The sequence below is a fragment of the Parabacteroides goldsteinii genome (assembly GCF_020091425.1).
GTDB classification, from domain to species: Bacteria; Bacteroidota; Bacteroidia; order Bacteroidales; family Tannerellaceae; genus Parabacteroides; species Parabacteroides goldsteinii.
The window spans coordinates 4,089,859-4,113,817 of the sequence record NZ_CP081906.1 but is presented as its reverse complement, the minus strand read 5'-3'; the positions used below and the strand labels follow the sequence as shown (position 1 = coordinate 4,113,817).

General features: G+C 40.6%; 22 protein-coding genes, 3 tRNA genes and 1 pseudogene. 16 read left to right on the top strand and 10 right to left on the bottom strand.

Features of this window, described 5'->3' with window-relative positions:
- Nucleotides 1-101: 101 nt before the first annotated feature.
- Together K6V26_RS17805 and K6V26_RS17800 are read left to right on the top strand one after the other, a co-directional pair.
- A pseudogene (locus K6V26_RS17805) lies at nucleotides 102-512 on the top strand (tyrosine-type recombinase/integrase); the annotation flags it as partial.
- Nucleotides 513-1,088: 576 nt separating this feature from the next.
- Complete coding sequence (locus tag K6V26_RS17800) at nucleotides 1,089-3,053, top strand: hypothetical protein (RefSeq protein WP_048928140.1); 1,965 nt, start codon at nucleotides 1,089-1,091, stop codon at nucleotides 3,051-3,053.
- Nucleotides 3,054-3,270: 217 nt separating this feature from the next.
- Here the strand turns inward: K6V26_RS17800 and istB are convergent, their stop codons facing one another.
- A complete protein-coding gene (istB, locus tag K6V26_RS17795; RefSeq protein ID WP_224263458.1) occupies nucleotides 3,271-4,062 on the bottom strand; it encodes an IS21-like element helper ATPase IstB in 792 nt (263 codons plus the stop codon).
- Nucleotides 4,059-5,591 carry an IS21 family transposase gene (istA, locus tag K6V26_RS17790; protein WP_224263457.1) on the bottom strand — a complete coding sequence of 511 codons (1,533 nt, stop codon included), beginning with the start codon at nucleotides 5,589-5,591 and terminating at the stop codon, nucleotides 4,059-4,061. Before istA ends, istB begins: the two co-directional genes overlap by 4 nt.
- A gap of 335 nt (nucleotides 5,592-5,926) precedes the next feature.
- Here istA and K6V26_RS17785 point away from each other — a divergent pair, with 335 nt between their 5' ends.
- The 10 genes from K6V26_RS17785 (at nucleotide 5,927) to K6V26_RS17740 (ending at nucleotide 15,197) form a co-directional block, all read left to right on the top strand.
- On the top strand, nucleotides 5,927-6,943 hold the full coding sequence (locus K6V26_RS17785) for a DUF3871 family protein (protein ID WP_122378705.1): 1,017 nt from the start codon (nucleotides 5,927-5,929) through the stop codon (nucleotides 6,941-6,943).
- A gap of 116 nt (nucleotides 6,944-7,059) precedes the next feature.
- Nucleotides 7,060-7,350, top strand: a complete 291-nt coding sequence (locus K6V26_RS17780) for a type II toxin-antitoxin system Phd/YefM family antitoxin (protein ID WP_048928142.1) — start codon at nucleotides 7,060-7,062, stop codon at nucleotides 7,348-7,350.
- Nucleotides 7,338-7,613: a Txe/YoeB family addiction module toxin gene (locus K6V26_RS17775; RefSeq protein WP_057329359.1), complete on the top strand. Its 276-nt coding sequence runs from the start codon at nucleotides 7,338-7,340 to the stop codon at nucleotides 7,611-7,613. The genes K6V26_RS17780 and K6V26_RS17775 overlap by 13 nt, the downstream gene beginning before the upstream one ends.
- 91 nt (nucleotides 7,614-7,704) lie before the next feature.
- Entirely contained in the window at nucleotides 7,705-7,980 is a 276-nt protein-coding gene (locus K6V26_RS17770) for a hypothetical protein (protein WP_081024193.1), read from the top strand.
- 89 nt (nucleotides 7,981-8,069) lie between these two features.
- Nucleotides 8,070-8,744 carry a recombinase family protein gene (locus tag K6V26_RS17765; protein WP_224263456.1) on the top strand — a complete coding sequence of 225 codons (675 nt, stop codon included), beginning with the start codon at nucleotides 8,070-8,072 and terminating at the stop codon, nucleotides 8,742-8,744.
- A 1,168-nt stretch (nucleotides 8,745-9,912) separates the two neighbouring features.
- Nucleotides 9,913-10,356: a hypothetical protein gene (locus tag K6V26_RS17760; protein WP_122144012.1), complete on the top strand. Its 444-nt coding sequence runs from the start codon at nucleotides 9,913-9,915 to the stop codon at nucleotides 10,354-10,356.
- 758 nt (nucleotides 10,357-11,114) lie between these two features.
- On the top strand, nucleotides 11,115-11,528 hold the full coding sequence (locus tag K6V26_RS17755) for a lipocalin-like domain-containing protein (RefSeq protein ID WP_122144009.1): 414 nt from the start codon (nucleotides 11,115-11,117) through the stop codon (nucleotides 11,526-11,528).
- Between the two features lie 1,696 nt (nucleotides 11,529-13,224).
- Nucleotides 13,225-13,665, top strand: a complete 441-nt coding sequence (locus K6V26_RS17750) for a DoxX family protein (protein WP_224263455.1) — start codon at nucleotides 13,225-13,227, stop codon at nucleotides 13,663-13,665.
- A gap of 617 nt (nucleotides 13,666-14,282) precedes the next feature.
- On the top strand, nucleotides 14,283-14,669 hold the full coding sequence (locus K6V26_RS17745; RefSeq protein WP_010801982.1) for a helix-turn-helix domain-containing protein: 387 nt from the start codon (nucleotides 14,283-14,285) through the stop codon (nucleotides 14,667-14,669).
- A gap of 360 nt (nucleotides 14,670-15,029) precedes the next feature.
- Nucleotides 15,030-15,197, top strand: coding sequence for a hypothetical protein (locus K6V26_RS17740; protein ID WP_154278419.1), 168 nt, complete (start codon nucleotides 15,030-15,032; stop codon nucleotides 15,195-15,197).
- A 193-nt stretch (nucleotides 15,198-15,390) separates the two neighbouring features.
- On the opposite strand, the gene K6V26_RS17735 is transcribed toward K6V26_RS17740, so the two are convergent.
- From K6V26_RS17735 to K6V26_RS17725, 3 genes are all read right to left on the bottom strand, one after another.
- Nucleotides 15,391-15,465, bottom strand: a tRNA-Val gene (locus K6V26_RS17735).
- 28 nt (nucleotides 15,466-15,493) lie between these two features.
- A tRNA-Val gene (locus K6V26_RS17730) sits at nucleotides 15,494-15,568 on the bottom strand.
- Nucleotides 15,569-15,594: 26 nt separating this feature from the next.
- Nucleotides 15,595-15,669, bottom strand: a tRNA-Val gene (locus tag K6V26_RS17725).
- Nucleotides 15,670-15,906: 237 nt separating this feature from the next.
- Between K6V26_RS17725 and purB the strand changes: the two genes are divergently transcribed.
- From purB to asnS, 3 genes are all read left to right on the top strand, one after another.
- Complete coding sequence (gene purB / locus K6V26_RS17720) at nucleotides 15,907-17,250, top strand: adenylosuccinate lyase (protein ID WP_007654906.1); 1,344 nt, start codon at nucleotides 15,907-15,909, stop codon at nucleotides 17,248-17,250.
- 60 nt (nucleotides 17,251-17,310) lie between these two features.
- Entirely contained in the window at nucleotides 17,311-18,810 is a 1,500-nt protein-coding gene (locus K6V26_RS17715; RefSeq protein ID WP_048315132.1) for a pseudouridine synthase, read from the top strand.
- Between the two features lie 67 nt (nucleotides 18,811-18,877).
- On the top strand, nucleotides 18,878-20,284 hold the full coding sequence (asnS, locus tag K6V26_RS17710; protein WP_048317948.1) for an asparagine--tRNA ligase: 1,407 nt from the start codon (nucleotides 18,878-18,880) through the stop codon (nucleotides 20,282-20,284).
- A gap of 78 nt (nucleotides 20,285-20,362) precedes the next feature.
- Here the strand turns inward: asnS and K6V26_RS17705 are convergent, their stop codons facing one another.
- Nucleotides 20,363-20,833 (bottom strand): Lrp/AsnC family transcriptional regulator, encoded by a 471-nt coding sequence (locus tag K6V26_RS17705; RefSeq protein WP_007654892.1) that lies wholly within the window; start codon nucleotides 20,831-20,833, stop codon nucleotides 20,363-20,365.
- 146 nt (nucleotides 20,834-20,979) lie between these two features.
- On the opposite strand from K6V26_RS17705, the gene K6V26_RS17700 reads away from it, so the two are divergent.
- The gene (locus tag K6V26_RS17700; RefSeq protein WP_010801984.1) at nucleotides 20,980-21,531 is read left to right on the top strand and encodes a GNAT family N-acetyltransferase; all 552 of its coding nucleotides are present in this window, start codon (nucleotides 20,980-20,982) and stop codon (nucleotides 21,529-21,531) included.
- 68 nt (nucleotides 21,532-21,599) lie between these two features.
- On the opposite strand, the gene K6V26_RS17695 is transcribed toward K6V26_RS17700, so the two are convergent.
- The 4 genes from K6V26_RS17695 to K6V26_RS17680 are packed head-to-tail and all read right to left on the bottom strand — an operon-like array spanning nucleotide 21,600 to nucleotide 23,910.
- On the bottom strand, nucleotides 21,600-22,067 hold the full coding sequence (locus K6V26_RS17695) for an ExbD/TolR family protein (RefSeq protein ID WP_044214796.1): 468 nt from the start codon (nucleotides 22,065-22,067) through the stop codon (nucleotides 21,600-21,602).
- A gap of 2 nt (nucleotides 22,068-22,069) precedes the next feature.
- The gene (locus tag K6V26_RS17690) at nucleotides 22,070-22,657 is read right to left on the bottom strand and encodes a biopolymer transporter ExbD (RefSeq protein WP_007654889.1); all 588 of its coding nucleotides are present in this window, start codon (nucleotides 22,655-22,657) and stop codon (nucleotides 22,070-22,072) included.
- A 32-nt stretch (nucleotides 22,658-22,689) separates the two neighbouring features.
- On the bottom strand, nucleotides 22,690-23,163 hold the full coding sequence (locus K6V26_RS17685) for a hypothetical protein (RefSeq protein ID WP_007654888.1): 474 nt from the start codon (nucleotides 23,161-23,163) through the stop codon (nucleotides 22,690-22,692).
- Between the two features lie 9 nt (nucleotides 23,164-23,172).
- On the bottom strand, nucleotides 23,173-23,910 hold the full coding sequence (locus tag K6V26_RS17680; protein ID WP_007654887.1) for a MotA/TolQ/ExbB proton channel family protein: 738 nt from the start codon (nucleotides 23,908-23,910) through the stop codon (nucleotides 23,173-23,175).
- Nucleotides 23,911-23,959 lie beyond the last annotated feature (49 nt).

Below are 23,959 nucleotides of genomic sequence, written 5' to 3'. Positions count from 1 at the left end.
AATGTAGGTGGGGATAACTTGTCTATCTTTGTTGTCCTAACGTTTATATTAATGGAATTAACAGAAGATAAATTAGAATACATTGCTTTCGTTGCAAGAAGAATATTGTTGATGGCAGATTGATTTACACCAGACATAAGACCGGTAAGTTAATCAAAGCTCCCTTGCAACCGCAGGCCGTGGATCTGATCGAGAAATACAGTATCAAAGACAATACTTACCTGTTCCCTATTCTATCTAATTTTCACAAGACTGAATTGCAAAGAGCGAACAGGGTACATAAGGTAATCTCCAAGGTGAACGAACGCTTGAAAGAGATTGGCAAGGCATTGGATATTCCAATTGACCTTACGACCTATGTCGCACGCCACAGTTAAGCAACCGTAATGAAAAGGGCTGGTGTGCCTACCTCAATCATTCGTGAGTTGATGGGGCATAGTTCAGAAAGCGTAACTCAAATCTATCTGGATAGCTTCGACAATGAACAGATGGACGAGGCGATGAGGAATTAGCTCTAAATTATCATGGATTAGCTTGCTTATCTCGAAATTCTTCATACATTTGCCCCAATCTTACAAACGAGGTAAGGGAAAAGGATTAAGAACAAGGAATAATCTCCTGTTCATCACATGGCCTACGTGACAGTGCAGTATCAAAAACGATACCAAGAAAGATGGCCTTCTACAAGAAGCCTAACAGCAATAATTCTACCATAGGTAGCGGCTTCTGCAACTAAGTTACCGGGATATACTTCCCGCACTTACGTTAGACATATTACTCTTGCATCTTTATACATGGATGTAATGTGTCTATTTGTAACTATAACTTAGTCGCAGGAGCTTTTTTTGTCTTCAATCCAATTGTTAAACATTCAAACTTCGATTAAATGAACAAGAAGTTTCTGTTTTCCCGGACAATTGGCATGAGCTACCTATCGGGACTTACCAGCAAGGTAAGAGTAATCCGGCTCGCAGAGTTAATAACAATATATGCGTCTGCATCCCCAATTCCGGGAGAGGTACGAAATCCGTACCGACCATATATAAGCGATTTTACTCAAGTTTCTTACCCATTAATCCCGTCTTGCCATGAGTGAACAGAATGGATTTAAAGGGTTGGAGGTTGTCGAACTGAACATTTCCAAAGGCGAATACCTGTCAGAAGCCTTAAAAAGACAAGGCTACCCCATGCTGCCGAGCAATGCCATTATTAATAAGGTAATGACAGGTACGGGAGCTACTTACATGGAATTGAACGCGAAGTTAAGTCCAAGAAACTCTATCGTGATTGAGCCGTTCAAATCTTCGGTGGAGAACAAGGTACTGACCTTTAATGAAGCTCAAGGGGTGTTCAAAGAAGTGACCGTCAAGAAACTGATCGCTTACCTCAAGAACCCCAACATCAAGTACAAAAAGATCATAACCACCCCCGAAGGGTTTCAGAGCAAAGTCTTGAAGGTGGCAAAGGACTTGGGCTTGAATATTTATAAGGAGTTCTTCTGCCTGTTCGATGAATCCGAGCACTTGACAGAAGATACAGGCTATCGTAGAAGCATATCCGCCCCAATGAAGGAGTTCTTCAAATTCGAGGGAAAGGCTGTCGTGTCTGCCACTCCGTTAAAGCCGAGCAAGTACACCTTAACACTGTTCTTGCGTCACCAATTCAAGTGGGTAGAAATTAAGCCCGACTATGACTATCGGGAGGATATGACTTTGATAACAACCCGTAGCTTTTACAGTCGGGTGAAGCAGGAAGTAAAAAGGCTGTTGGATAACGGTTCTCCCCATGTGTGCATCTTCTATAAGACAACAGAGGGAATCTGTAGCATCGTGGAATCATTGCTGCATGACGGAATAATAAAAGAGGACGACTACAAGGTCTTCTGCTCAAAGGACAGTGCCGACAAGCTAAAGAGCCGCTTCTTGGAACATAGTACGGATAAGCTGGAACTTCCTCTAAGAAGGGTGAATCTGTTTACATCGAGGTTCTTCCCGTCAATAGACATCAATCTGAAAGAACTTTGCGATGTGCTGATACTGTCGAACTACGATCATGTGAAGCACACCCTAATCAATCCGTTCACCGAAGCCATCCAGTGTCAAGGCAGATTTAGGCATGTGTTCCCCAACGGGAAGAGATATAACTCTCTTACGGTTATAGCTTCAATTCCTAACGAGCTTGAAGTTAAACCCGAAGAAGAAATATATAAAGACATCGAGGCGAGAATCAAATGTTACCGAGCCATTCAGCAGGAAGGGATAAAAGCTGATGATCCCACATATTATGATAAGGAATTAAAACGGCTACGGCTGAATGAGGTCTTAAATTCCGAGCGGAACGGATTTGACAGGTTCTCCATAGAGCAACTATTACTTGACGAGCAGGTGAAAGGATATTATCTCTCACCCAATGCACTTAGACAGGCATACGAAGATACAGGATATTTCAATGTGGACTTCCAACCCGAAGATGAAGCGGTCGGTGAAGATGACATTTACAGAATTAAAGCCGCTAAAGCGAAGGATAAATACCAGCTTATTGTATCCACATTAGAAGCGACAAAAGACAATGCCGAGGCGATACGGTTCGTCCGGGCACAATGCGTGGAGGAAGAATGGCTTATCAACGCCTTCTTCAAGTTAGGGAAGGAGGTTATCGAACAACAACAGTACGGTAAGACTGCGATCAAGAAACTATTGAAACAGACCGAGGAGGAAGAAGCCCTACAACGAAGATTCAGCCCGGAGTTTCTTCATGATATGATCAGAGAGTTCGAGTCAGAAACAGGTAACGATTTATATATTCCCGTAAAGAATGTGCTTGACAGGATTGGATACCTGTTGGACTGTTACGGAATAACCTACTCCCGATATGGAGACGGCAAGAAAGATGCAATGTGCAAGTTGTCCGAAGCTCTCATCAAGGAATATTTCGATCCGAGGCGTAGTAACCGGGAGGGTGAGGCCAAGGTCAAGTTTGTTCGGTTTAAAGAGGAGTTGTTTAAACGGAAGGACTGTGAGGAACATATAATACCTAATGTTCTCCCCGGTTGATCCCACCCCTCATTTACTCCCCCCATGCTTGCCAGAAGGAAAATCAAAATTCAGACAGGCATGGGGGTACACCATCAATCACAAATAAAATTATACTCACCAACCAACTCCCCAATTGTAATAAGCAAATTTTAAATCGTCATTTTTCGGTAAAGTTAAATCACCATCTAATAATAGAGACTATCAGTTTATACTATTGATTACATTTTAATGTCGGTCATCTTTGGCTGGGGGTACCCCCAGCCAAAGATGTGTCTTTTTCCTCTTCAAAAATGGATTTTCGGTTTCCCATCCGGTAGCTTTGCCCGGTGAGTTTTATGACCTCGCAGTGATATAACAGCCTGTCCAGTATTGCTGAAGCCAGCACTTCGTCATCCAGCGTTTTGGCCCATTCGGTGGGTGCCTTGTTCGTGGTAATTATCAGTGAGGCTTTCTCGTGAAGCGTGTTGATCAGATTGAAGAATCCTGCGGCATCCTCTTTTTTCACCGGGAAGAGCATTATGTCATCGATGGCTACCAAGTCGGCTTTGAGCAGACGGTTGTATGCGCTCATGGCCGAAGGCATCAGCGTTTTCATCTTGATGGTGTTTATGACATCCTCCATCGTGACCATATACGCCTTGTATCCCTGCCCCACAGCTTCGTACACAAGTCCTGCGGCGATAAAGGTCTTACCTGTTCCGGAAGGTCCCATGAGTATCAGGTTGTAATTCTGTTCGAGCCACCCCAGCCGGCGCAGTTCACGCAATCTTGGTGCGGTTATACCTTGCGAGTAGTTGTGGTCGAAAAGGTCGAGGTCGTGTCTTGCCGGCAAGGCCGCCGCTTTCAGCCGCCGTTGGAAGTCCTTGCTGTCTCTTTCCTGAACCTCGCGGGAGAGTAGGTCATGCAGGAACTCGACATGGTTTTTTCCCTGCTCCTGCGCCAGATGAGCTTCTGATTCCAGCAGGCGTGGCAGAGCGTACAGGCGCAGACGCGAGCACAGGTTTTTGATTTGTTCGTTTGTTATCATACGAAAAGGGTGTTAAAGGTGGATATGTCTGTTTTCTCGGGGATCATGGCGGATGTATCAGCCCCGGGAACCGGCTCGGTTTCCGTCCGGACCTCAATGGGGGGTTCTCCTTTACGGATCCTGAGGGTCTCGGCTACCTCCATCAGGCTGCATCCGTTGAAGACACCTGCTTTAAGGCACTCGTCAAAAGCTTCGGTAAGCGTGATGTCCGAGTATGCCGCGTGGCGCCGGACTATAAACTGGAGGTTGTCGCGGTAATTACGGGCCTTATGCACACGTAGTTGTAATAAATATGTATCAATCACCGTGCTTGCGGGAAGTTCTTTGCGTACAAAAGCCTCATAATCATCCAGCGAGGCTTCGCGGTCACGCCGGTGGGAGGTATTGCTTACCAGACGCCCCTTATCTCCGCTTATTTTGTGAACGGCAAGGGTTTTGCCTGTCTCATGGCTGTAGATATATAGCCGGCCTTCTTTTTCTTCGATATAGACCAGCGTCTGATGGCCGTGGTAGGTGCCTGTGGGAACGCTGTAATAATTGCCCCGGTAGGTTATCACGTTGTCCTTTCGCACGTGATGCGGCAAGAGGGTTTCGCAAGGAACAGTCGGGACTCCCTTATAAGGCATGAGGTGTCCTTTTTCCGTCTCAAACTCCTCAGACGGGACACGACGTATGCCGTGATGTTCCGTGCCGTTGGCCGTGCGTTCCAACCAGCCAAGGACTTCCTTGTTGAGCAGGTCCATGTCAACCAACTCGCGGCCGCGAAGGAAGTTGTATTTCACATATTTGACGACATTCTCTATCTTACCTTTGCTCTGGGGATCGGATTTGCGACAGAACACGGGTTCAAAGCCATGTTCACGGACAAGGGTGCGGAAAACGCGGGTAAGCACCAGGTCACCAAGGTTTTCATTGACAAGAAACACCTTGTCCTGGTCATAAACTATTTTTCGGGGTACTCCCCCGAAGAACTCGAAAGCCAGTTCATGGGCATAAACAGCAAGAGCGGTGGTAAACGGTGTACGGCTAAAGTAGACGAACTTATACCTGCTGCGGCTCAGACACATCGCAAAGAAATACACTTTTAAAGACTGTCCCTGAAGTGTCTTCATCCACCGTTCACCGAAGTCGCATTGGGCGTATTCGCCATAGGGAGTCTCGGGTTGCTTCTCGTAGGGGCGGTAACTCTTTTCAAACTCCTTGGGAAGATGGTGCGTTAAACGCAACCGGTTGACGAAGTTGAAGACCGTTTTGGGGGTTACGCAGGGAAGATCCGAAAAATGCTCTTTCAAGCGGTCATGGAGTTGCGGAGCGGACAAAAAAGGCCACTTGCGCAACTCATTGACTACATAAGATTCATAGCCGTCAAGTTTATGACCGTAATGACGGTCATAGCTCTGGCTGGAAATGAACTCTTCTTCTGTCATGGACAGATACTTGGCCACCGTTTGACGGTGAAGACCTAAGGATTGACCTATTTGTGTCTTATTTAGGCCATCTGAAAATAATTCGTTAACTTTGTACCACATCAGATACTTCTTTAATTGGGAAGTCTCGGTCATAGCATTGTAATTAGTAGTTCGCACCACAAAATTACAATGCTATTTTTTTTAGAATCATGTCGATTTTACTTTTCCGATTTTTGACGAGACAAAGTTACCGATTACACCAATCTCCAACTGAGCGAATCTGTAAAAGGTAACACTAAATAGCCCTATATGTAAAATATCCTAATGATATAACACTTATAGTCATTTAGCAAGTAGTAATGAAGTCCTAAATTGTAAACTGAGCGATCCGTTTCATTTAGGACTTCATTCACATACTTGCCAATCAATCAATAATCACTTAATTCAATTACATTATGAGTACATTACAGATCATGCCGTTTGAGGCAAGAGAGAGAAGGTTTCAGAGTTTACAATCAGCAGCGGAGGAAGCTACTTTGCTAGTGCCCAAGCACAAGAATGTCCTACACTTCATTGAGAGTAACACGCAGGAAGCAACCATCAATCACCTAAAGAACGATTGCATTGTTCCAGTCTTCAGCAAGGATAACGAGCTTACTGTTTCACACGCTGCATTCATTGAGACAGTAGGTGAAGCAGTCCAGAATTTCTTTAGCGGTGAACGGATTGAACAACCAGACATTCGTGTGTCCCATATTATTAAAGGTAGAGTACCATCTGCCATTCATAAGCCAGCAAGCCAATTACAGGATAGTGATCGTACGATCTACTACGAGCGTTGCGCATTCGCTTATGAAGTTCCATCCATTCAGCAGATCGTTGAAGGGAATAAGCTCAATCTTACTGTTACAGGTGTGCGGGCCTTCAACAGAGAGAACCTATATTCACGTAAGACAGTGGAAAGGTTCAGCATTGGAATTGGATTCAAGAACCTTGTTTGCTGTAACCTCTGTCTGTTCACAGACGGATTGAAGAACGATATTAGGGTTAGTGATACGACCCAGCTATTCAAAGAAGCGTTAGAGTTGTTCCAGCAGTACAACCCAAGTCGCCACCTTCAACTCATGCGTGAGTTTGGTAATCATTCACTTACACAGCACCAATTCGCACAGATATTGGGTAAAATGCGATTATATCAAAGTCTACCTTCTATCAACCAGCGTAAACTTCCACCCATGTTAATGACGGATAGTCAGATTAACCAAGTGGCAAGGGCTTATGTGAATGATGAAAATTTCTACGGATATGGCAGGGAATTATCGATGTGGCGGTTCTACAACTTACTTACAGGAAGTAACAAATCAAGCTATATTGATACTTATTTGGACAGAGCGTTAAACGCTACTGATATTGCACAAGGCATAACATCAGCACTGCAAGGTGATGATGCTTATAGATGGTTTATTGATTGAGAGAGGAAGGGGCATCTATTTACTTAGGTGTCCTTCCTTTTGTCTAATAATTAACTAATTAAACTTGCAAGTACGTAAATAAGTACATATATTTGCAGTAAATAAAAGGAGGACTTATGAGAACAGCTAATTATACTGATTTAAGAGCAAATCTTAAAGGTTATATTGACTCTGTAATTGATGATTGTGAAACTGTAATCGTCAACCGTGGTAAGGGAAGCGGAGTAGTGATGATTTCCCTTGATGAATACAATTCATTAAAGGAGACAGAATATATCATGTCGTCACCTGACACAATGGGCGCTATTCGTAAAGGAGAGGAAGATATTAAGAATGGTAATGCCATCGCCCAGAATGAAGGAGAAAGCATTGATGATTTCTTAAATCGGGTAGCATGTACAGAATAATATTGTCAGACCAAGCACGTAAGGATTATCAATACTTCTTACGAAGTGGCAATACAGCTATCATAGATAAAATTAAAGCTTTATTGAATGATATAGCTGAACACCCTTATGCTGGGATTGGAAAACCTGAACCTCTTAAATATGAGTTGGCAGGTAAATGGTCAAGACGGATTAATTCAGAGCACCGTCTCATTTACTCTGTACATGACGATATGATAGAGGTCTCCATCTTCTCAATGAGACACCATTACTCCAAGAAGTAGTACCACTACATACAATTTACTAATTGAAAGGGCATCTATTAAGTTAGGTGTCCTTTCTTTATATCTACTAACTATTTAAAGATTACATCTTATGAATACCAAAGACATTGATAATGCGATTAATCACATTATATCATTACAGGAAAAGCTATCCACCTGTGAGAACAATCTCCAATACATCAAGCGGTTGCAAGCATTGAAATACTGGCTGCATAAGTTTGACAGTTTATTGGATAGAACCAGCAGACTAAATGGTGAATATGCAGCGATACATGAAAGTTACTTCCATGCCTGTGCTGGATTTTCATTCTATGACAGGGTTTATCATTCCATCTTATCATACCAATATGGAGATAGACCGTTCTAATTCAGTTGGGCATCCTCATTTGGGTGTCCAACTTACATAAGCTGAACGAACATTCAGCGTTTGTAACCCACTATTAATAAATGTAAATCATGAAGACATACATAGCATATTTAAGGCAATCCACCATGAAGCAACAGCTATCAGGTTTAGGTGTGGAAGCCCAAAGAGAAATCATACATAACCGTGTAAAGAATAAACCCATACTTGCTGAATACATTGAAACGGAGAGCGGCAAGAAGTCTAACAGACCTCAACTTCTCGCAGCTTTGGCAATGTGCAGGAAGACTAACTCTGTTCTGATTGTCGCTAAACTGGATAGGTTGTCAAGGAACGTAGCATTTACATCTAAACTTCTGGAATCAGATGTTGAGATTATCTTCTGCGACTTTCCACAAGCTAATAGGCTAATCCTACATATTATATCATCCATCGCAGAATACGAAGCGGGGTTAATTAGTCAGAGAACCAAGCAATCATTACAGGCTAAGAAAGCAAGAGGAATCAAGTTAGGAAAGTCTGATAACTTGATGAACAAGTTTGAGCAAGCTATCTACAATAGCTCCCGTACCAATAAGGCTAAAGCTGAAAACAATCCCAATAATATGAGGGCAATCGCATTGCTACGGTCACTGTCAATGCAGGGTAAGTCACTCTCTGAAATGACTGACTTGTTGAATGAGCAAGGCTTCGTAACATCTAAGGGTTGCCAATTCCAGATAACCCAAGTTAAGAGGTTACTTGTCAGAGTAGGGTTAATGTCGTGAAATCACTTTGAAAGGCAGGACAAATTTAAAGTAAGGTTAGCTTTATATACCCCAATCTAAGTTTGTTCTACCCTAAATTTCAAACGGAGAAGTAAGCATCTACACCTTATATATATGGTACATCTAAAATATTAAGTTGAGAAGCATCTAAAATCAATTCTTCACAGTTTGGCATTTCAGCCCTATACTATATAGTCAATTACACCAATTCCAAGAATCCATATACATCTAAAGTCTTAAAACTTATGTCGAAGATAGCCCATTGTAAATCACCAACAATATGTTGACATGATGATGAAAATTCAAGGCGGGTATGGAAGTTGAGAATTTGACTCTTATATGGGGAGAGTAAGATTTCATACCTGTCCCAGATATATGACTTTAGGCTTATCTCTGATTTTTAATGAACAATAGTTCTTGCCAATTCAAACGATTTAGTAACTTTGCATTGTAATCCTTCACTCCTAAAGCGTTAGGTCACTGAACGGAGGACATTATAAGTTAACAGAGCGTACTGAAATTAACCCATTGTGAAACTGGACATTTCTATGATTGGAGTTAATGAGCAAGAGCGCTCACGTCAATGTTATATACCTATCTCATAAGGTAGTCTATATATCGTTTGGCGTGGGCTATTGTTTATTATCCAATCAGGGCAGTCCAGAACTCTTAGAAATAAGAGTGCCTCACAATGGTAATATTCAATAGTTTCCACGCCTTCTTTGTGTTTAATAGCTTACTGAAGGGAACAGGTAAGTAACTTTAAATTTAACCTTATGGGGTTGTTCACACTAGTAGACAGGATTTCCTTACTCCGTGATTGTAGAGCCATTATGAAGCTGATGGTGAAATTGCAAAGGTGTCCTAAGCCAGACAAGGCGGAACTGTGTCTTGAAGTAGAAAGAAGGTTACAGACCTTATCAAGTAAAGGGGCTAAGATGCCAGATGCGGCATTTACTATTATCATACCTATTCAAGGCAGGGATAATAACCTATTTTCTTTCATGCAAGTGGTGAAGGAAGAACTATATTCATTCAAGAATTAACAATTAGTCAAAGTTAAACAGACGTGGCAACAATTAAATGTTGTAGTTCCTCACGTTCTTACATTTAATAGCTTACCAGAGGGAATAGGTGAGCATGATTTTAATATCTAAAAAGAAATATTATGTTTGAATACTACTACATTACAATCGTAAAAGAGAACGCGAAGCTAGCTATTAAGATGAAGATTTTGACATATCAAGGAGAAAGATATGTAGAGACCTCACGTTTAAGACCTAATTTACCCAACATCAACCAAGAGGCAGCTACTACAATAAGTGAATTTTATAATGACATTGATTTCCAAGTTGCAAGAATTAACTCCCAAGATTGGGCATTGGATGCTACTAGCTTTGATGATGCATTATATCATGCGATAGATAATCACATTAGAATACATAATCGTTTATTTGTTAACGACTTATTAGCATATATAGATGTTAATTTTCATATCTTAGAAGCTTGCAACGCCTTTAATGAAGAGCAATTAAGAAACATATACTCTATTAGAAAAAATAAAGCTACAAATAAATACTTAAAATACATAATACATACGATTGATAAATAATAAATGTTCAAAACACCTTATACATATCAACAATGTTTATCCACATATCTTATATGGATAGCATCCTGCATAGATAAAGAACAGAAGGATTACTATCAAGAGTGTACAAGTTTTGAAATTTGGTACGATAGGCATAGGGGAAATAGAATTCAGATAATCTTCTTTAAGAACCATGAAGATTATCTTTATATACTGGAACATTCAACATTTGCATGGAGAGTTGACGTACACTATCAATTCTGTAGAATATATCGTTATCCTTTAGGATGTACGAGAGAACAAATTATTGATATAATAATTAAAGCGATTATCAATATTTACAAGAACGGAGATATCCCTAAAACAATATAAATTAATTAATAATATACAATGAATAATTTAGATTTATTCTGGAATTGGTTCAATGCAGACTGTGAAGACATGAGCATTCAATATACCCAGACGGAGCAACAGACCAATAATAATATCTTGATAAAGATAGTACCTACAACAATGTCAAGTGGTTTATATCAGCTCAATCTATTTCTTAAAAGTGATAGAGTTCCATTTGCAGTTAAATGCTATGGGCATCACGAGTACATTGAATCTTTACTAAATACAACATCTACATTTAGACGATATTATGGAATTCCTATACTTTCTATCACGGTAGATTCCGATGAATATCTAAGAGAACTAACTATTACTTTTTAGACTGGTGAATTAACGACAGTTGAAATTAAGTAAATTATAGATGCATATAGTTAAAATTTAAAAGAATGAGAACATTTAGAATTTTAGCAGCCCTTATGATGGCTGTTGTGTGTGTGGGTCTATCATCTTGTAGCAAGGATGATGATGAGAAAATTGGTTCAACGGATAATATAGTTGGAGTTTGGACTATCACTTCTGATGAAGGATGGGAACTTCATGAGGGTGAAAAAGATGAATGGAAAGATGAAGATTCAGACCACTTTCTTAAGTTTTATAAAGATGGTACTGGAACTCATGCGGATGACCAAGAGTTTAATCCGTTCACATGGTACATAGACAATAATATTTTGACTCTCAATCCTACAACATCATATTATGATGAAGAGGTTTGGACTATAAAATCATTAAATGCTAATACATTAGTACTTGAAATGTCTGGTACAGACTTCTACAACAAACTGACTTGTAAAAAGAAATAAAGTTTAGACATTACAAAGAAGGCTGCATTGATTACTCTTTGCAGCCTTTCTTAATTAATCTCACACAAACATCTTAGGTTGAGAGCTAATCAGATATACTAATTGACTAACTGATTAATTACTACAAATTTAGTCAATTCAAAGTAGTCCACCAAACTAAATATCATACGATATTAAGCTAAATCAGACTGTCTGACAGAGGATTAGATTGAAGACATAGAATTGAACCAACCGGTGTGAAGTGGGCTGTTAATGGCTAAATGGCATGAGGTGCAGAATTACTAAATATTAGTTCATATATGGGATGAATGGATTTCATACCTCTTTAAAGAATGGTGTTTGAGAGAACTCTTATGCAGTTTCTTATACTCTCTCTTCACTATTACAGTAATACAGACCAAAGATTAATACACTATGCAAGATTTCACAACCAGACTTGAAGATACTTCTTACGAATTAATGCTATTTACATATGACACGATCTGAATTACCTAACAATTCACTCAAGACAGATTCTCTAACCCCTAATGCTCCGTTTCATTATGTCGTAGCTGGAAGCCAAGGTATTATGTTAGCAGCAGCTACAATGCTACTCCTATATATCATTATAGTTGTGGTAGGATTGATATGTGGTTTGGGATGGGGAAGTTTACTCTTGCCAATTCTTGTTTACCATCTACTATTAGGTATCGCTGTGGCTGCGTTATGGACTTATAATAAGCTCATTTCATAGTGTGTGAATTAGAGTATCCTACATATTAATCTCTACTTGTACAGTCTAATTTACATTGGTTGATTTCGTTATGAGTGGAATATTTAGTAAATTTGCATCATAGTTCAATGTTGACCTATAGTTGACCTCTGAACTTATATAGAGATAATTAAAGTGTTGATAACAAGGTAGCTTAGTTGAATAGAGCGTCAGATTCCGGTTCTGAAGGTCGAGGGTTTGAATCCCTCCCGGGTCACAACAAAAAAGCGATGTCGTATGATGTCGCTTTTTTTGTTTAAATACTTCTCGTTTACTTTCTCTTTGAAAATAATATAATTGACAAAATGAAGTGATATTGGTCTGTTGCAGAGTAAAATGGTTTTATTTGGCCGTTTTTTATGACGAGCGTACTGCTTTGGATCGGTATTGTAGAAGAGTGTTGAATACATAATTTAACAATGGTGTTGAGGCATGCGCGTTTTTCTGTTTGTTTTAAATAATTTGGGGGTTCGTTTAAAACGAGTTTTTTTTCATTTTAAATGAGATGGGGATTTATTTAGAGCAAGATTTTTGTTAATAAGTGTTGATTCTGGCTTTTTCAGAAGCTGTTTTGCGTGGGAAAAGTATGTTGAACAACATTTTTATTTTCTGTAGCAGGGTAAACAGGCGCAGGTTTTGAATTGGCATATTTGTGATGTTTTCGATTGATGCGGGTCCTATTGTTCTATATTCTTACTTGTATGTTTCATAATGATGTTTTATGCTGTTTAAGTGTGATCAACTGTTATTCATTAAGTCGCCGAGAAGTGCGTGAATTATAACGGGTATTGGGTTGGGATCGTACATCTCTTTCTGGGGTGGGGTGAGTTGACAATTTGATATTTAGTTTTACTTTCGTTTGGGGTGTTAAGCAGGATTGAATGAACTTTTCATTTTTTCTTTTGTTTTATATATAAGTTATTAATTAAGATAAAACAAAATACTATGTTGGCGATATACAGATTTTTGTTTCCGTCGAAGCCTGACGGAATTACTATTTCCTTGTTATTATTGGCGTTGCGCATCCTCTTCGGTGGCTTATTATTGAGTCATGGTATCCAGAAATGGAATAATTATGCGGAGATGTCTGCTGTTTTTCCTGATCCGCTGGGAGTGGGGAGTAATGTGTCGTTGGGGCTTGCTATCTTTGGTGAACTTGCCTGCTCGATCGGATTTATTTTTGGCGCATTATATCGTCTGGCAATGATACCGATGATATTTACTATGTGTATGGCTTTTTTTGTTATCCACGGGAGTGATCCTTTTGCGGTGAAAGAGCTGGCCTTTGTTTATCTGGTGGTATTTATATTAATGTATATTACCGGTCCTGGTAAATTTTCGATTGACCGATTGATATCGATACCGTTATCGAAGAAGAGAAGGTAAAAATCAGGTGTCGCAGAGTAGGGTTACGATCCCTTGTTTTGCCGGATAGGTACTATTAATAGACTACATTCTTTTGTGTCTATGTTTATTTGGATTATGGTATTCTGTGTGATCCATCCTTCAAGGAGCCGATCGCACGGATAAGTTTTACTGCAATAATCGATATAATGAATAAGTTCCATTGTATCGTCGAGGAAAAGAAATGCCCCTTTGCACATTTTGTTGGAATCGAATAAGCAAGTCAGTGTCGAAGACTCAAACCGGACTTCCAAGCTGGTTTCTTTTTGGGCATTAAATATATAATGGTTTTCATTCTGTTCTCTGTTAAGAAAGATCGTTTTTACAAAACTAAGGGGTTTGTTGATTGCGAGGCATCCCAGGGTTATTTGCTCTGCATAATTCCTATTGTTTTTTTGAGTCATTTTATTGTCTGTTTAATGAATGATAGGCAAAGGAATAAAATGTAGACGGGATGATTCATCAGGTAAGCTGATTTCTTATTAAATGTGGTAGTAATATTATTCGGAGTCTTATCGGCGGATATTATTCTATTAAATAAAATATTATCAGGATTAATACTTACTTTTGCATTAGGTAAATCATATACAATAATTAATATGGAGGCAACAGTAAAGAAAAGTAATCATGGAGCGAATGTTCGTCGTTGGAGGGAATGGCGAAATGTTAATCAGGATGTGCTTGCAGAACAGATAGGTGTTTCACAGGCTACTTTGTCCGGTTATGAGAAAAGGGATAAATTGGAAATAGAAATACTGGAAAAGATTGCTAAAGCTTTAAATATTCCTGTTGAGGCCATTACCGAAATGGAAGATGGAACTTCTATTAATATTGTTGCAAATACATTTGATAATCAATCATCCGCTGTCAATTGGTGTCCAACCTTTAATCCCATTGATAAAATAGTGGAACTTTATGATAAACTTCTGGAAGCAGAAAAAGAAAAGGTTGCTATGTTGCAGGAGGTTTTAAGGGATAAGAGATGATTGATATAGGTATTATAGATTAGGGACATTATATTTAAACTGCTCAGTTATTATCAGTTTTGAATGTTACTTTTCTCTTGAAAGAAAAGTAACCAAAAGTTCAAGGCTCAACCGGCTTCACTGCTCCGGTGAAAGACTCCACTCGAAAATCCGAAACTCGCTACGCTCAAACAACGGATTTTCTTAACCGTTCCGTCTTTCACCTACGCGGACGTTCACCCGCTTAGGCCTTTCCAAGGAAGCTATGCTTCCTCTTAGGATGGCCGACACCGATACTTATAAAACAAAAACTTTCGGATTTAACAGGTAGTATCAGCAATCCCAAGAGAACGCAAAGCGTTCTATGAAAGGCCTCAGCTGATGAGCGTTAAACGAAGCATCCGTAGAGAGCGCCCGGAGGCTGTGCTGTTTGAGCGCAGCGAGTTCACAGACGATAGCGAACGGAGGATGCGAAGTAGCGAAGCAGGTGTAGCCTTGATCTTTTGCCTACTTTTCCATCAAGGGAAAAGTAGGTTCAATTATTTCTAGATTTGAATGTATTAGTGTCTGATAAGCCTGTAAGTTATTGAAGTATTGTTGGGTAGGTGAAAAACACATGAATCTTTGTTGTCATCGAGAAATTTTGGTTAGTATTCTTGGATTAATTAAGCAGATGCGTCTATAGCTGAATTATATAGAATAAAAAAAAGACTTACAATTACTTGCAAGTCTTTTTTTTTAGTGGGCGTTGACGGATTCGAACCGCCGACCCTCTGCTTGTAAGGCAGATGCTCTGAACCAGCTGAGCTAAACGCCCGAATTGAAATCAAATTGGTATAAATGAGTGGGCGTTGACGGATTCGAACCGCCGACCCTCTGCTTGTAAGGCAGATGCTCTGAACCAGCTGAGCTAAACGCCCAAGTTGAAATCAATTGGTATGAAAGGTGGGCGTTGACGGATTCGAACCGCCGACCCTCTGCTTGTAAGGCAGATGCTCTGAACCAGCTGAGCTAAACGCCCTTTCATTACTTCAGTAAATTTTGTATGCCTTATCTCTCTAAAGCGCTGCAAAGATACGGCTTTTTTTATTACCTCCAAACATTTCAGCAAAAAAGTCGAAAAAAAATTCATTACTACCATTTAATCTGAAGAAATGTAGTAACTTTGCGTCTCTATATTATTAATGTATATAAGTATTCGATATCATTGGTATATCGCCCGGACACTCAGGGATATAGGTGTATAAACTAAATGAGTATGGTATTTTCAACACTAACTGCCATATCGCCCGTAGATGGTCGATATAGAAATAAAGCCGAAAACCTGGCGGCTTACTTCTCAGAATATGCACTTATCAAGTATAGAGTGCAAGTCGAAATAGAGTATTTTATTACTCTGGCTGAGTATCTTCCACAGCTGAATAATCTGGCTACAGTGGAAAACAAAGAAGCGTTGCGTAAAATTTACAAGGAATTTAGTCTGGAGGACGCAACCCGTATTAAGGAGATCGAGAGCGTAACCAACCATGATGTAAAGGCCGTTGAATATTTTATCAAAGAAAAATTCGATCTGCTGGCTTTGCAGGATTACAAGGAGTTTATCCATTTCGGATTGACATCGCAGGATATTAATAATACTTCGGTACCATTGTCTATAAAAGATGCTTTGAACGAAGTTTATTATCCGGGCATCCAGGAAGTGATCGACATGCTGAAAAAGTATGCGGAAGAATGGAGCAATGTTTCCATGCTGGCAAAAACACACGGACAGCCTGCTTCTCCGACCCGTCTGGGTAAAGAGATCATGGTGTTTGTGTATCGCCTGGAACAGCAGGTCGCTTTATTAAAAGCTATTCCCGTATCTGCCAAGTTCGGTGGTGCGACAGGTAATTTTAATGCGCATCATGTGGCTTATCCGCAATATGACTGGAAGGCTTTCGGAAATAAGTTTGTGAATGAAGTGCTGGGCCTGAGCCGTGAGGAATGGACTACACAGATTTCCAATTATGATAATCTGGCTGCCATTTTCGATGGTTTGAAACGTGTTAATACAATTTTGATAGACCTGAACCGTGACTTCTGGCAGTATATCTCTATGGAGTATTTCAAGCAGAAGATCAAAGCGGGCGAAGTAGGTTCGTCGGCAATGCCTCATAAGGTGAACCCGATCGACTTTGAAAATGCAGAAGGTAATCTGGGTATGGCTAATGCAATCCTGGAACACCTGGCTACCAAATTGCCGATCTCCCGTCTACAGCGGGATTTGACAGACTCTACCGTGTTGCGCAATGTCGGTGTACCTTTGGCACACATCGAAATCGCATTCAAGAGCTTAACAAAAGGGCTGGGTAAATTGTTATTGAATGAGAATGCCCTGTACCGGGATCTGGACAATTGCTGGGCTGTCGTTGCCGAAGGTATCCAGACGATCTTGCGTCGTGAAGGTTATCCGAAGCCCTACGAAGCCTTGAAAGCCTTAACCCGGACAAATGAGGGAATCACTGAAAAATCAATCAGTGACTTTATCGGAACGCTGCAGGTCAGTGATGCAGTTAAAGCTGAATTAAAGGCGATTACGCCGCATAATTATACAGGTATTTAGTGTGAAAATAAACGTAACCGTGAGGTTACCAATTAGTTAATTATTTATTAATTTACAACAATGAGCACAGAAGAAAGAGAAGAATCTCAACCGCGTCCTAGAAAGGTGATACCAAGTATCAGACGGGAAAACACAGATCAGGAAGGTGAAAGAAGACCTTACAATCAAGGTTACAACAGACCTGAGGGAAACAACTATGAACGGAGACCATATGACCGTCCGAGCCGGGATGACCGCGGCGGTTATAATTCTTACGGGGATAACCGCTCTTCTTACGGAGATCGTCCGAGCCGTCCTCGTACGTATGACAACCGCGAAGGTGGTGGTTATAACAGCAGACCATCTTATAACAACCGTGGCGGTTATGGAAATAATCGCGAGGGTGGTTACGGTAACAATCGTGAAGGTGGTTACAACTCAAATCGCGAAGGTGGCTACAACAGCCGTCCTTCTTATGGCAACAATCGCCCCTCTTACGGCAACAATGACCGTTCGTATGGTGGTGGCGGTTCTTACAACCGTCCTTCTCGTCCTAACTATGACGAAAGACCAAGCAGACCTTATACTCCTTCGCAGGAAGGTGCTGCTGCTGGTGACGGCATGAAGAAAAGAAGACCGAGAGTGGGTGATACTCGCGTAAATTCGTATGACTCTCGTGATAATCGGGGTGGCGGCAGACCTTCGTACGGTAATAATAACCGTGGCGGTGGTTATGGCAATAACAGCGGATACGGTAACAGACGTCCGGGTGGCCAGCAACGCCGTACAAACGATTACAACCCGAATGCCAAGTACAACTTCCAGAAACAGTTGAAGTATAAAGAAGTACTGGCTGACCCTAACGAACCGATCCGTCTGAACAAGTTCTTGTCGAATGCAGGTGTTTGTTCACGTCGTGAAGCTGACGAATTTATCACAGCCGGTGCTGTGAAAGTAAATGATGTAGTGGTTACTGAACTGGGTACGAAGATTACCCGCCAGGATAAGGTAGAATTCAACGACAAACCGGTACAGATCGAAAGCAAGGTCTATATCGTGTTGAATAAGCCGAAAAACTGTGTAACTACTTCCGACGATCCTCAGGAACGTCTTACCGTTATGGATCTGGTGAAGAATGCTTGCCAGGAACGTATTTATCCGGTAGGCCGCCTCGACCGTAACACAACCGGTGTATTGCTTCTTACTAATGATGGCGACCTGGCTTCCAAGCTGACTCACCCGTCATTCAAGAAGAAGAAGATCTACCACGTATGGTTGGATAAGAATGTATCTATCGAAGACATGGAAAAGATTGCTAACGGACTGGAGCTGGAAGACGGCGAAATCCATGCAGATGCAATCAGCTATGCAAGCGAAGACGACAAGAGCCAGGTGGGTATCGAAATCCACTCGGGACGTAACCGTATCGTTCGCCGTATCTTCGAATCATTGGGATATCATGTGACGAAACTGGATCGTGTATATTTTGCCGGACTTACAAAAAGAAACCTGGGAAGAGGAAAATGGCGTTATCTGAACGAACGTGAAGTGAACGCGCTCCGAATGGGTGCTTTTGAATAATACAAAGATTAGCCGGTTGACAATACCGGCTATCTTGTTTTGATTATCTAAGAATAAACATATAAACATGGAAACAATTACTAGAACAAAAATTGTAGATGTACTGAAAAGCGAAGCTTACGGTACAACCGTTAACGTGAAGGGATGGGTTCGTACCCGTCGTGGTAGTAAACAGGTTAGCTTTATCGCGCTGAATGACGGTTCTACAATCAATAATGTTCAGATCGTTGTGGATGTGGAAAAATTGGGTGAAGAATACCTTAAACCGATTACGACCGGTGCTTGTATCAGTGTGAACGGTGAATTGGTTAAATCTCTGGGACAAGGTCAGAATGTAGAGATCCAGGCTACCGAAATTCAGATTTACGGTACGGCCGATCCTGCTACTTATCCGTTGCAGAAGAAAGGTCACTCGCTTGAATTCCTACGTGAAATAGCTCATTTGCGTCCGCGTACCAATACGTTTGGTGCCGTGTTCCGCATCCGTCATAACATGGCGATCGCTATCCACAAGTTCTTTCATGAGAGAGGTTTCTTCTATTTCCATACACCGATCATTACAGCTTCAGACTGTGAAGGGGCCGGACAGATGTTCCAGGTGACGACAATGAATCTGTATGACCTGAAAAAGGATGAAAACGGCTCTATCATTTATGATGACGATTTCTTTGGAAAGCAGGCCAGCCTGACTGTTTCGGGCCAGTTGGAAGGTGAATTGGCTGCCATGTCTTTGGGAGCTATTTATACGTTCGGACCGACATTCCGTGCCGAAAACTCCAATACTCCGCGCCACCTGGCCGAGTTCTGGATGATCGAACCGGAAGTTGCTTTCAATGAGATTGCTGAAAACATGCAGTTGGCGGAAGACTTTATCAAATATTGTATACGGTGGGCGTTGGATAACTGTATGGATGATATCCAGTTCCTGAACAATATGTTTGATAAAGAGTTGATCGAACGTCTGCAATTTGTCCTGAAACATGATTTTATCCGCCTGTCTTATACGGAAGGTGTTAAGATTCTGGAAGAGGCCGTAGCCAAAGGACATACCTTCGAATTCCCGATATATTGGGGTGCTGACCTGGCTTCCGAACACGAACGTTACCTGGTGGAAGAACATTTCAAATGTCCGGTTATCCTGACTGATTATCCGAAAGAGATCAAATCTTTCTATATGAAGCAGAATGATGACGGAAAGACTGTTCGTGCCATGGACGTATTGTTCCCGAAGATCGGAGAAATCATCGGCGGGTCACAGCGTGAGGAAGATTACGAAAAGCTGGCAAGACGTGCATCTGAAATGGGAGTACCCGAAAAAGATATCTGGTGGTATATGGATACCCGTCGTTTCGGTACGGCGCCTCATTCCGGCTTCGGTTTAGGCTTCGAACGTTTGTTGCTGTTTGTTACAGGTATGACAAATATCCGCGACGTGATTCCTTTCCCGAGAACTCCGAACAATGCGGAATTCTAATAAGGGACTTTCGAAAGTAAAAGATATAACTTTCATACATAAAATAAGGGACTTTTGATTTCAAAAGTCCCTTATTTTTTATTCGTCATCCAGGTCAATCGGTATCTGTCTTTTAAAGGCTTCTTTGAAAGATATCAGCGACTCTGTCCGTGCCAGTCCTAATGGTTGGAGTTTGTTATGGATGATATTCAGCAGATGCTGGTTGTTCTTCGCATATATTTTGATGAACAGATCGTATTGTCCCGTCGTGTAATGGCATTCCACTACTTCCGGAATTTTCTTTAATGCTTCCGTAACAGAGGGGAATTGTCCGGGTGATTTCAGGAATAATCCCATATAAGCACATGTTTCGTAGCCAACTTTAGTGTTATCCACAATGAATTCAGAGCCTTTGATAACGCCCAGATTAGTGAGTTTCTGTATTCTCTGGTGTATAGCGGCTCCTGAGACATTACATTCTCTGGCAACTTCCAGGAAAGGCATACGGGCATTACCTATAATCAGTTTTAATATTTTTTCATCCAATTCATCCAGTTGATGGTGTGCCATAATTTCTGTATATTTGTATTTCTGTTATTCTATATAATTACAATTAGATACAAATATAGTCAAACTATAATAATTAGACGATATAATTCGCTCAATTATTTTATTTCGTAAGTTTTCTTTTATTAATCAATCAATATTATAAGAATATGAGTTTAAGTGCGGTAATCGAATGCAGGCCGGTAAAAGATTTTTCCGATCCTTTGTTGGATAAAGTAGAAAATACATATAACGATTCCTTTCCGGAAGCGGAGCGACGGGCATTCTCTTTGGTGCGGGAGTTAGTTAAAGATGAGCCTCGTTTTACTGTTTATACCTTATTTAAAGATCAGGTTTATGCAGGTTTTATTACTGCCTGGTCTTTTGGGACGTTTATTTATGTGGAACATTTTGCAATTGACGCCTCTGCCCGTAATGGCGGAATAGGAGGGGAGTCGATGAAGCAGTTTATGGCGCTTTGTGACGCTCCTGTCGTGCTGGAAGTGGAAATGCCTACCGAAGAGATGAGTAAGCGTAGAATAGGCTTTTATGAGCGTTTGGGATATGTGTTGGATGATCATGTTTATTTTCAGCCTCCCTATCGTCAGGGGGAACCTTTGCTGGAAATGCGCCTGATGACTTACGGAGCTATCGATCTGAAACAATCATTCGAAGAGGTGAAGAATTGTATCCACCGATATGTATATGGTGTTAATGAGTAAGTGCTGAATTTACTCCAATAAAAAAGGCAGAACGGAAGTCCTGCCTTTTTTTATTATCGTTGAATTAGTTAATCAACAGCTTGTCTAGCTGAGTAACTGATCTTCAATGCGTATGCTTCACGAAGCGCCTGCTTTACGTCTGTGATAACACCCATCTTAGTCTCTTTATCGGCTTTGATGGATACAGTCATAAACGGCTGGTCTTCCTCTTTCATACTTGACTTTTCCTGAGCAATGTAAGTTTCGATTTCGCTTACTTCAGCAAACTGGTCGTTCAGTTGTAAGCGAGTTTCAGAACCCATTTTTGATCTTAATTCCTGAGTCGGTTTACCCACATAAATGAATGTTACCAGTGATTTCTTTTCCAACTTCTGAAGCTCTGTTGCCTGAGGAGCCTGGAAAACTACTTTCAAAGTAACTTCACGCATAGAGGTTACCATCATGATGAAGAACAGGAAGGCAAATACCAAGTCAGGTAATGATGAGGTATTCAATTCAGGCATCTCTCTGCCGCCTGCTTTACTAAATTTTCCCATTATTATTTGCCTCCATAATTTTTAGGTTCTGCTTCTGATATCTTTTGCGGATAAATCATCTGCACAGCCTTTTGTTGATCTTCATCCAAATCAGCGAAAGCTTTACCGAATTTCTTTCTGGAAACTTCATCTCTCAGTTCATTATAGGCTGCTGCCAATTCGTTCTGAACATCGATGTAAGCCTGATATTCAGTACCACGGTCGTTCTGCAAAGAGATAACATGATTTTTTGTTACCATTTGCTTTCCGAAGAATGGTACGTCTACTTCAGTCTTTTCGGGCATATGCTCGTCGTTGTAAGGATTCTCAATGAAATTTCTAACCTTTTCTCTTAGTTGCTTAATATCAATGAATTCATTATTACAGAGAATCTGGTTGTTACTGTTGATCAGTACGACCAGGATATTTCTCTTTTTGATATCCATTTCTTCATTTTTCTTCTGATCTTTGGGTACAGGAGGCGGCAAACGTCTAGCCAAACCTTTATCTGTGTCCATTGATGTAGTAATAAGGAAGAAGATAAGCAACATGAAAGCAATATCGGCTGAAGAAGAACCATTGATTCCCGGTGTCTTTCTTTTTTTACCCATTTCTTTCTTGTTTTATCGATTCGTTATTACTATTATCTATTAAGCATTCTTTTTACAGAACCCCAAACTACTGCTGCAACGATCAAAACCATCAGAACAACAGTGGACATAATCCACATGTCTGTTACTTTCAACCACAAAGGAATGTTGTATTTCTGAGAATCAGCATTCATTCCTCCCAGCGGAGTTGCATCACCCATAGAATAAGTGATGAATAAAATCGCAGCGAAAACAACAATAACGATCAAAGAAGTTATAGCTGATTTTGCATTCGTCTGGAGTAAGGTTATAAATTGCCACACAGCAAATAAAATTGTACTGATAATTGTGACAAAGAATAATACAGATGTCCAGTTAATCAATAAACCGGTGTAAATCGGTTCTTTCATTTCAACAGAAGGGTCAACAACTCCTCCTGCGTAGAACATACCCAGCACTACGAGACTGATAATCGAAACGATTAACAGTGTCCAGCTGGACATTTTTCTTATTTTAGTAACTGCCATAATTCTAAATTATTTTTTGAATTTAAGGTTGTATTTGATAACCATGTCGATCAATGTGATTGAAGCATCTTCCATCTGGTTCAGGATAGCTTCCAATTTGCTCAACAAATAGTTATAGAATACCTGAAGGATCAAAGCTACGATCAAACCACCTACAGTTGTAATCAAGGCCACTTTCATACCACCGGCAACAACCGTCGGGCTGATATCACCAACCTGTTCGATTTTATCGAACGCCATGATCATACCTACTACAGTACCCAAGAATCCTAATGACGGAGCCATAGCGATAAACAATGTGATCCATGACATGTTCTTTTCCAAAAGACCACCCTGTACACCACCGTAAGAAACGATTGATTTTTCAACAACGTCGATACCCTGGTCGATTCTCATCAAACCCTGATAAGCGATAGATGCGATAGGACCTCTTGTATCACGAGCGATAGCTTTTGCTCCTTCTACATCACCTTTATCAAGTGCATCTTCAATACCTTTTAATAATTTGCTTGAATTAGTTTCAGCCAAGTTCAGGTAAATAATTCTTTCAAGGCAGAAAGCCAAACCGAAAATCAAAGCGATAGCAACCAAACTCATGAAGTCGGCACCACCTTCGATAAACTTAGTTTTTAAAGCCTGATACATGCCACCTTCAACAACTTGTTCAGTAGCGTCTTGAGCAAAAGCTACAGTAGAAGTTCCAAGGGCGCAAATACCCAAGAATGTTTTTGCAAAATACTTTTTCATTGTGTGTTTAATTTTTAAGATTAATAATTCTCTTATTTGTTTTTATTTT

Coding starts and splice junctions, on each gene's coding strand:
- K6V26_RS17800 (WP_048928140.1), top strand. CDS start 1,089: ATGAGTGAACAGAATGGATTTAAAGGGTTGGAGGTTGTCGAACTGAAC.
- istB (WP_224263458.1), bottom strand. CDS start 4,062: ATGATAACAAACGAACAAATCAAAAACCTGTGCTCGCGTCTGCGCCTG.
- istA (WP_224263457.1), bottom strand. CDS start 5,591: ATGTGGTACAAAGTTAACGAATTATTTTCAGATGGCCTAAATAAGACA.
- K6V26_RS17785 (WP_122378705.1), top strand. CDS start 5,927: ATGAGTACATTACAGATCATGCCGTTTGAGGCAAGAGAGAGAAGGTTT.
- K6V26_RS17780 (WP_048928142.1), top strand. CDS start 7,060: ATGAGAACAGCTAATTATACTGATTTAAGAGCAAATCTTAAAGGTTAT.
- K6V26_RS17775 (WP_057329359.1), top strand. CDS start 7,338: ATGTACAGAATAATATTGTCAGACCAAGCACGTAAGGATTATCAATAC.
- K6V26_RS17770 (WP_081024193.1), top strand. CDS start 7,705: ATGAATACCAAAGACATTGATAATGCGATTAATCACATTATATCATTA.
- K6V26_RS17765 (WP_224263456.1), top strand. CDS start 8,070: ATGAAGACATACATAGCATATTTAAGGCAATCCACCATGAAGCAACAG.
- K6V26_RS17760 (WP_122144012.1), top strand. CDS start 9,913: ATGTTTGAATACTACTACATTACAATCGTAAAAGAGAACGCGAAGCTA.
- K6V26_RS17755 (WP_122144009.1), top strand. CDS start 11,115: ATGAGAACATTTAGAATTTTAGCAGCCCTTATGATGGCTGTTGTGTGT.
- K6V26_RS17750 (WP_224263455.1), top strand. CDS start 13,225: ATGTTGGCGATATACAGATTTTTGTTTCCGTCGAAGCCTGACGGAATT.
- K6V26_RS17745 (WP_010801982.1), top strand. CDS start 14,283: ATGGAGGCAACAGTAAAGAAAAGTAATCATGGAGCGAATGTTCGTCGT.
- K6V26_RS17740 (WP_154278419.1), top strand. CDS start 15,030: ATGAGCGTTAAACGAAGCATCCGTAGAGAGCGCCCGGAGGCTGTGCTG.
- purB (WP_007654906.1), top strand. CDS start 15,907: ATGGTATTTTCAACACTAACTGCCATATCGCCCGTAGATGGTCGATAT.
- K6V26_RS17715 (WP_048315132.1), top strand. CDS start 17,311: ATGAGCACAGAAGAAAGAGAAGAATCTCAACCGCGTCCTAGAAAGGTG.
- asnS (WP_048317948.1), top strand. CDS start 18,878: ATGGAAACAATTACTAGAACAAAAATTGTAGATGTACTGAAAAGCGAA.
- K6V26_RS17705 (WP_007654892.1), bottom strand. CDS start 20,833: ATGGCACACCATCAACTGGATGAATTGGATGAAAAAATATTAAAACTG.
- K6V26_RS17700 (WP_010801984.1), top strand. CDS start 20,980: ATGAGTTTAAGTGCGGTAATCGAATGCAGGCCGGTAAAAGATTTTTCC.
- K6V26_RS17695 (WP_044214796.1), bottom strand. CDS start 22,067: ATGGGAAAATTTAGTAAAGCAGGCGGCAGAGAGATGCCTGAATTGAAT.
- K6V26_RS17690 (WP_007654889.1), bottom strand. CDS start 22,657: ATGGGTAAAAAAAGAAAGACACCGGGAATCAATGGTTCTTCTTCAGCC.
- K6V26_RS17685 (WP_007654888.1), bottom strand. CDS start 23,163: ATGGCAGTTACTAAAATAAGAAAAATGTCCAGCTGGACACTGTTAATC.
- K6V26_RS17680 (WP_007654887.1), bottom strand. CDS start 23,910: ATGAAAAAGTATTTTGCAAAAACATTCTTGGGTATTTGCGCCCTTGGA.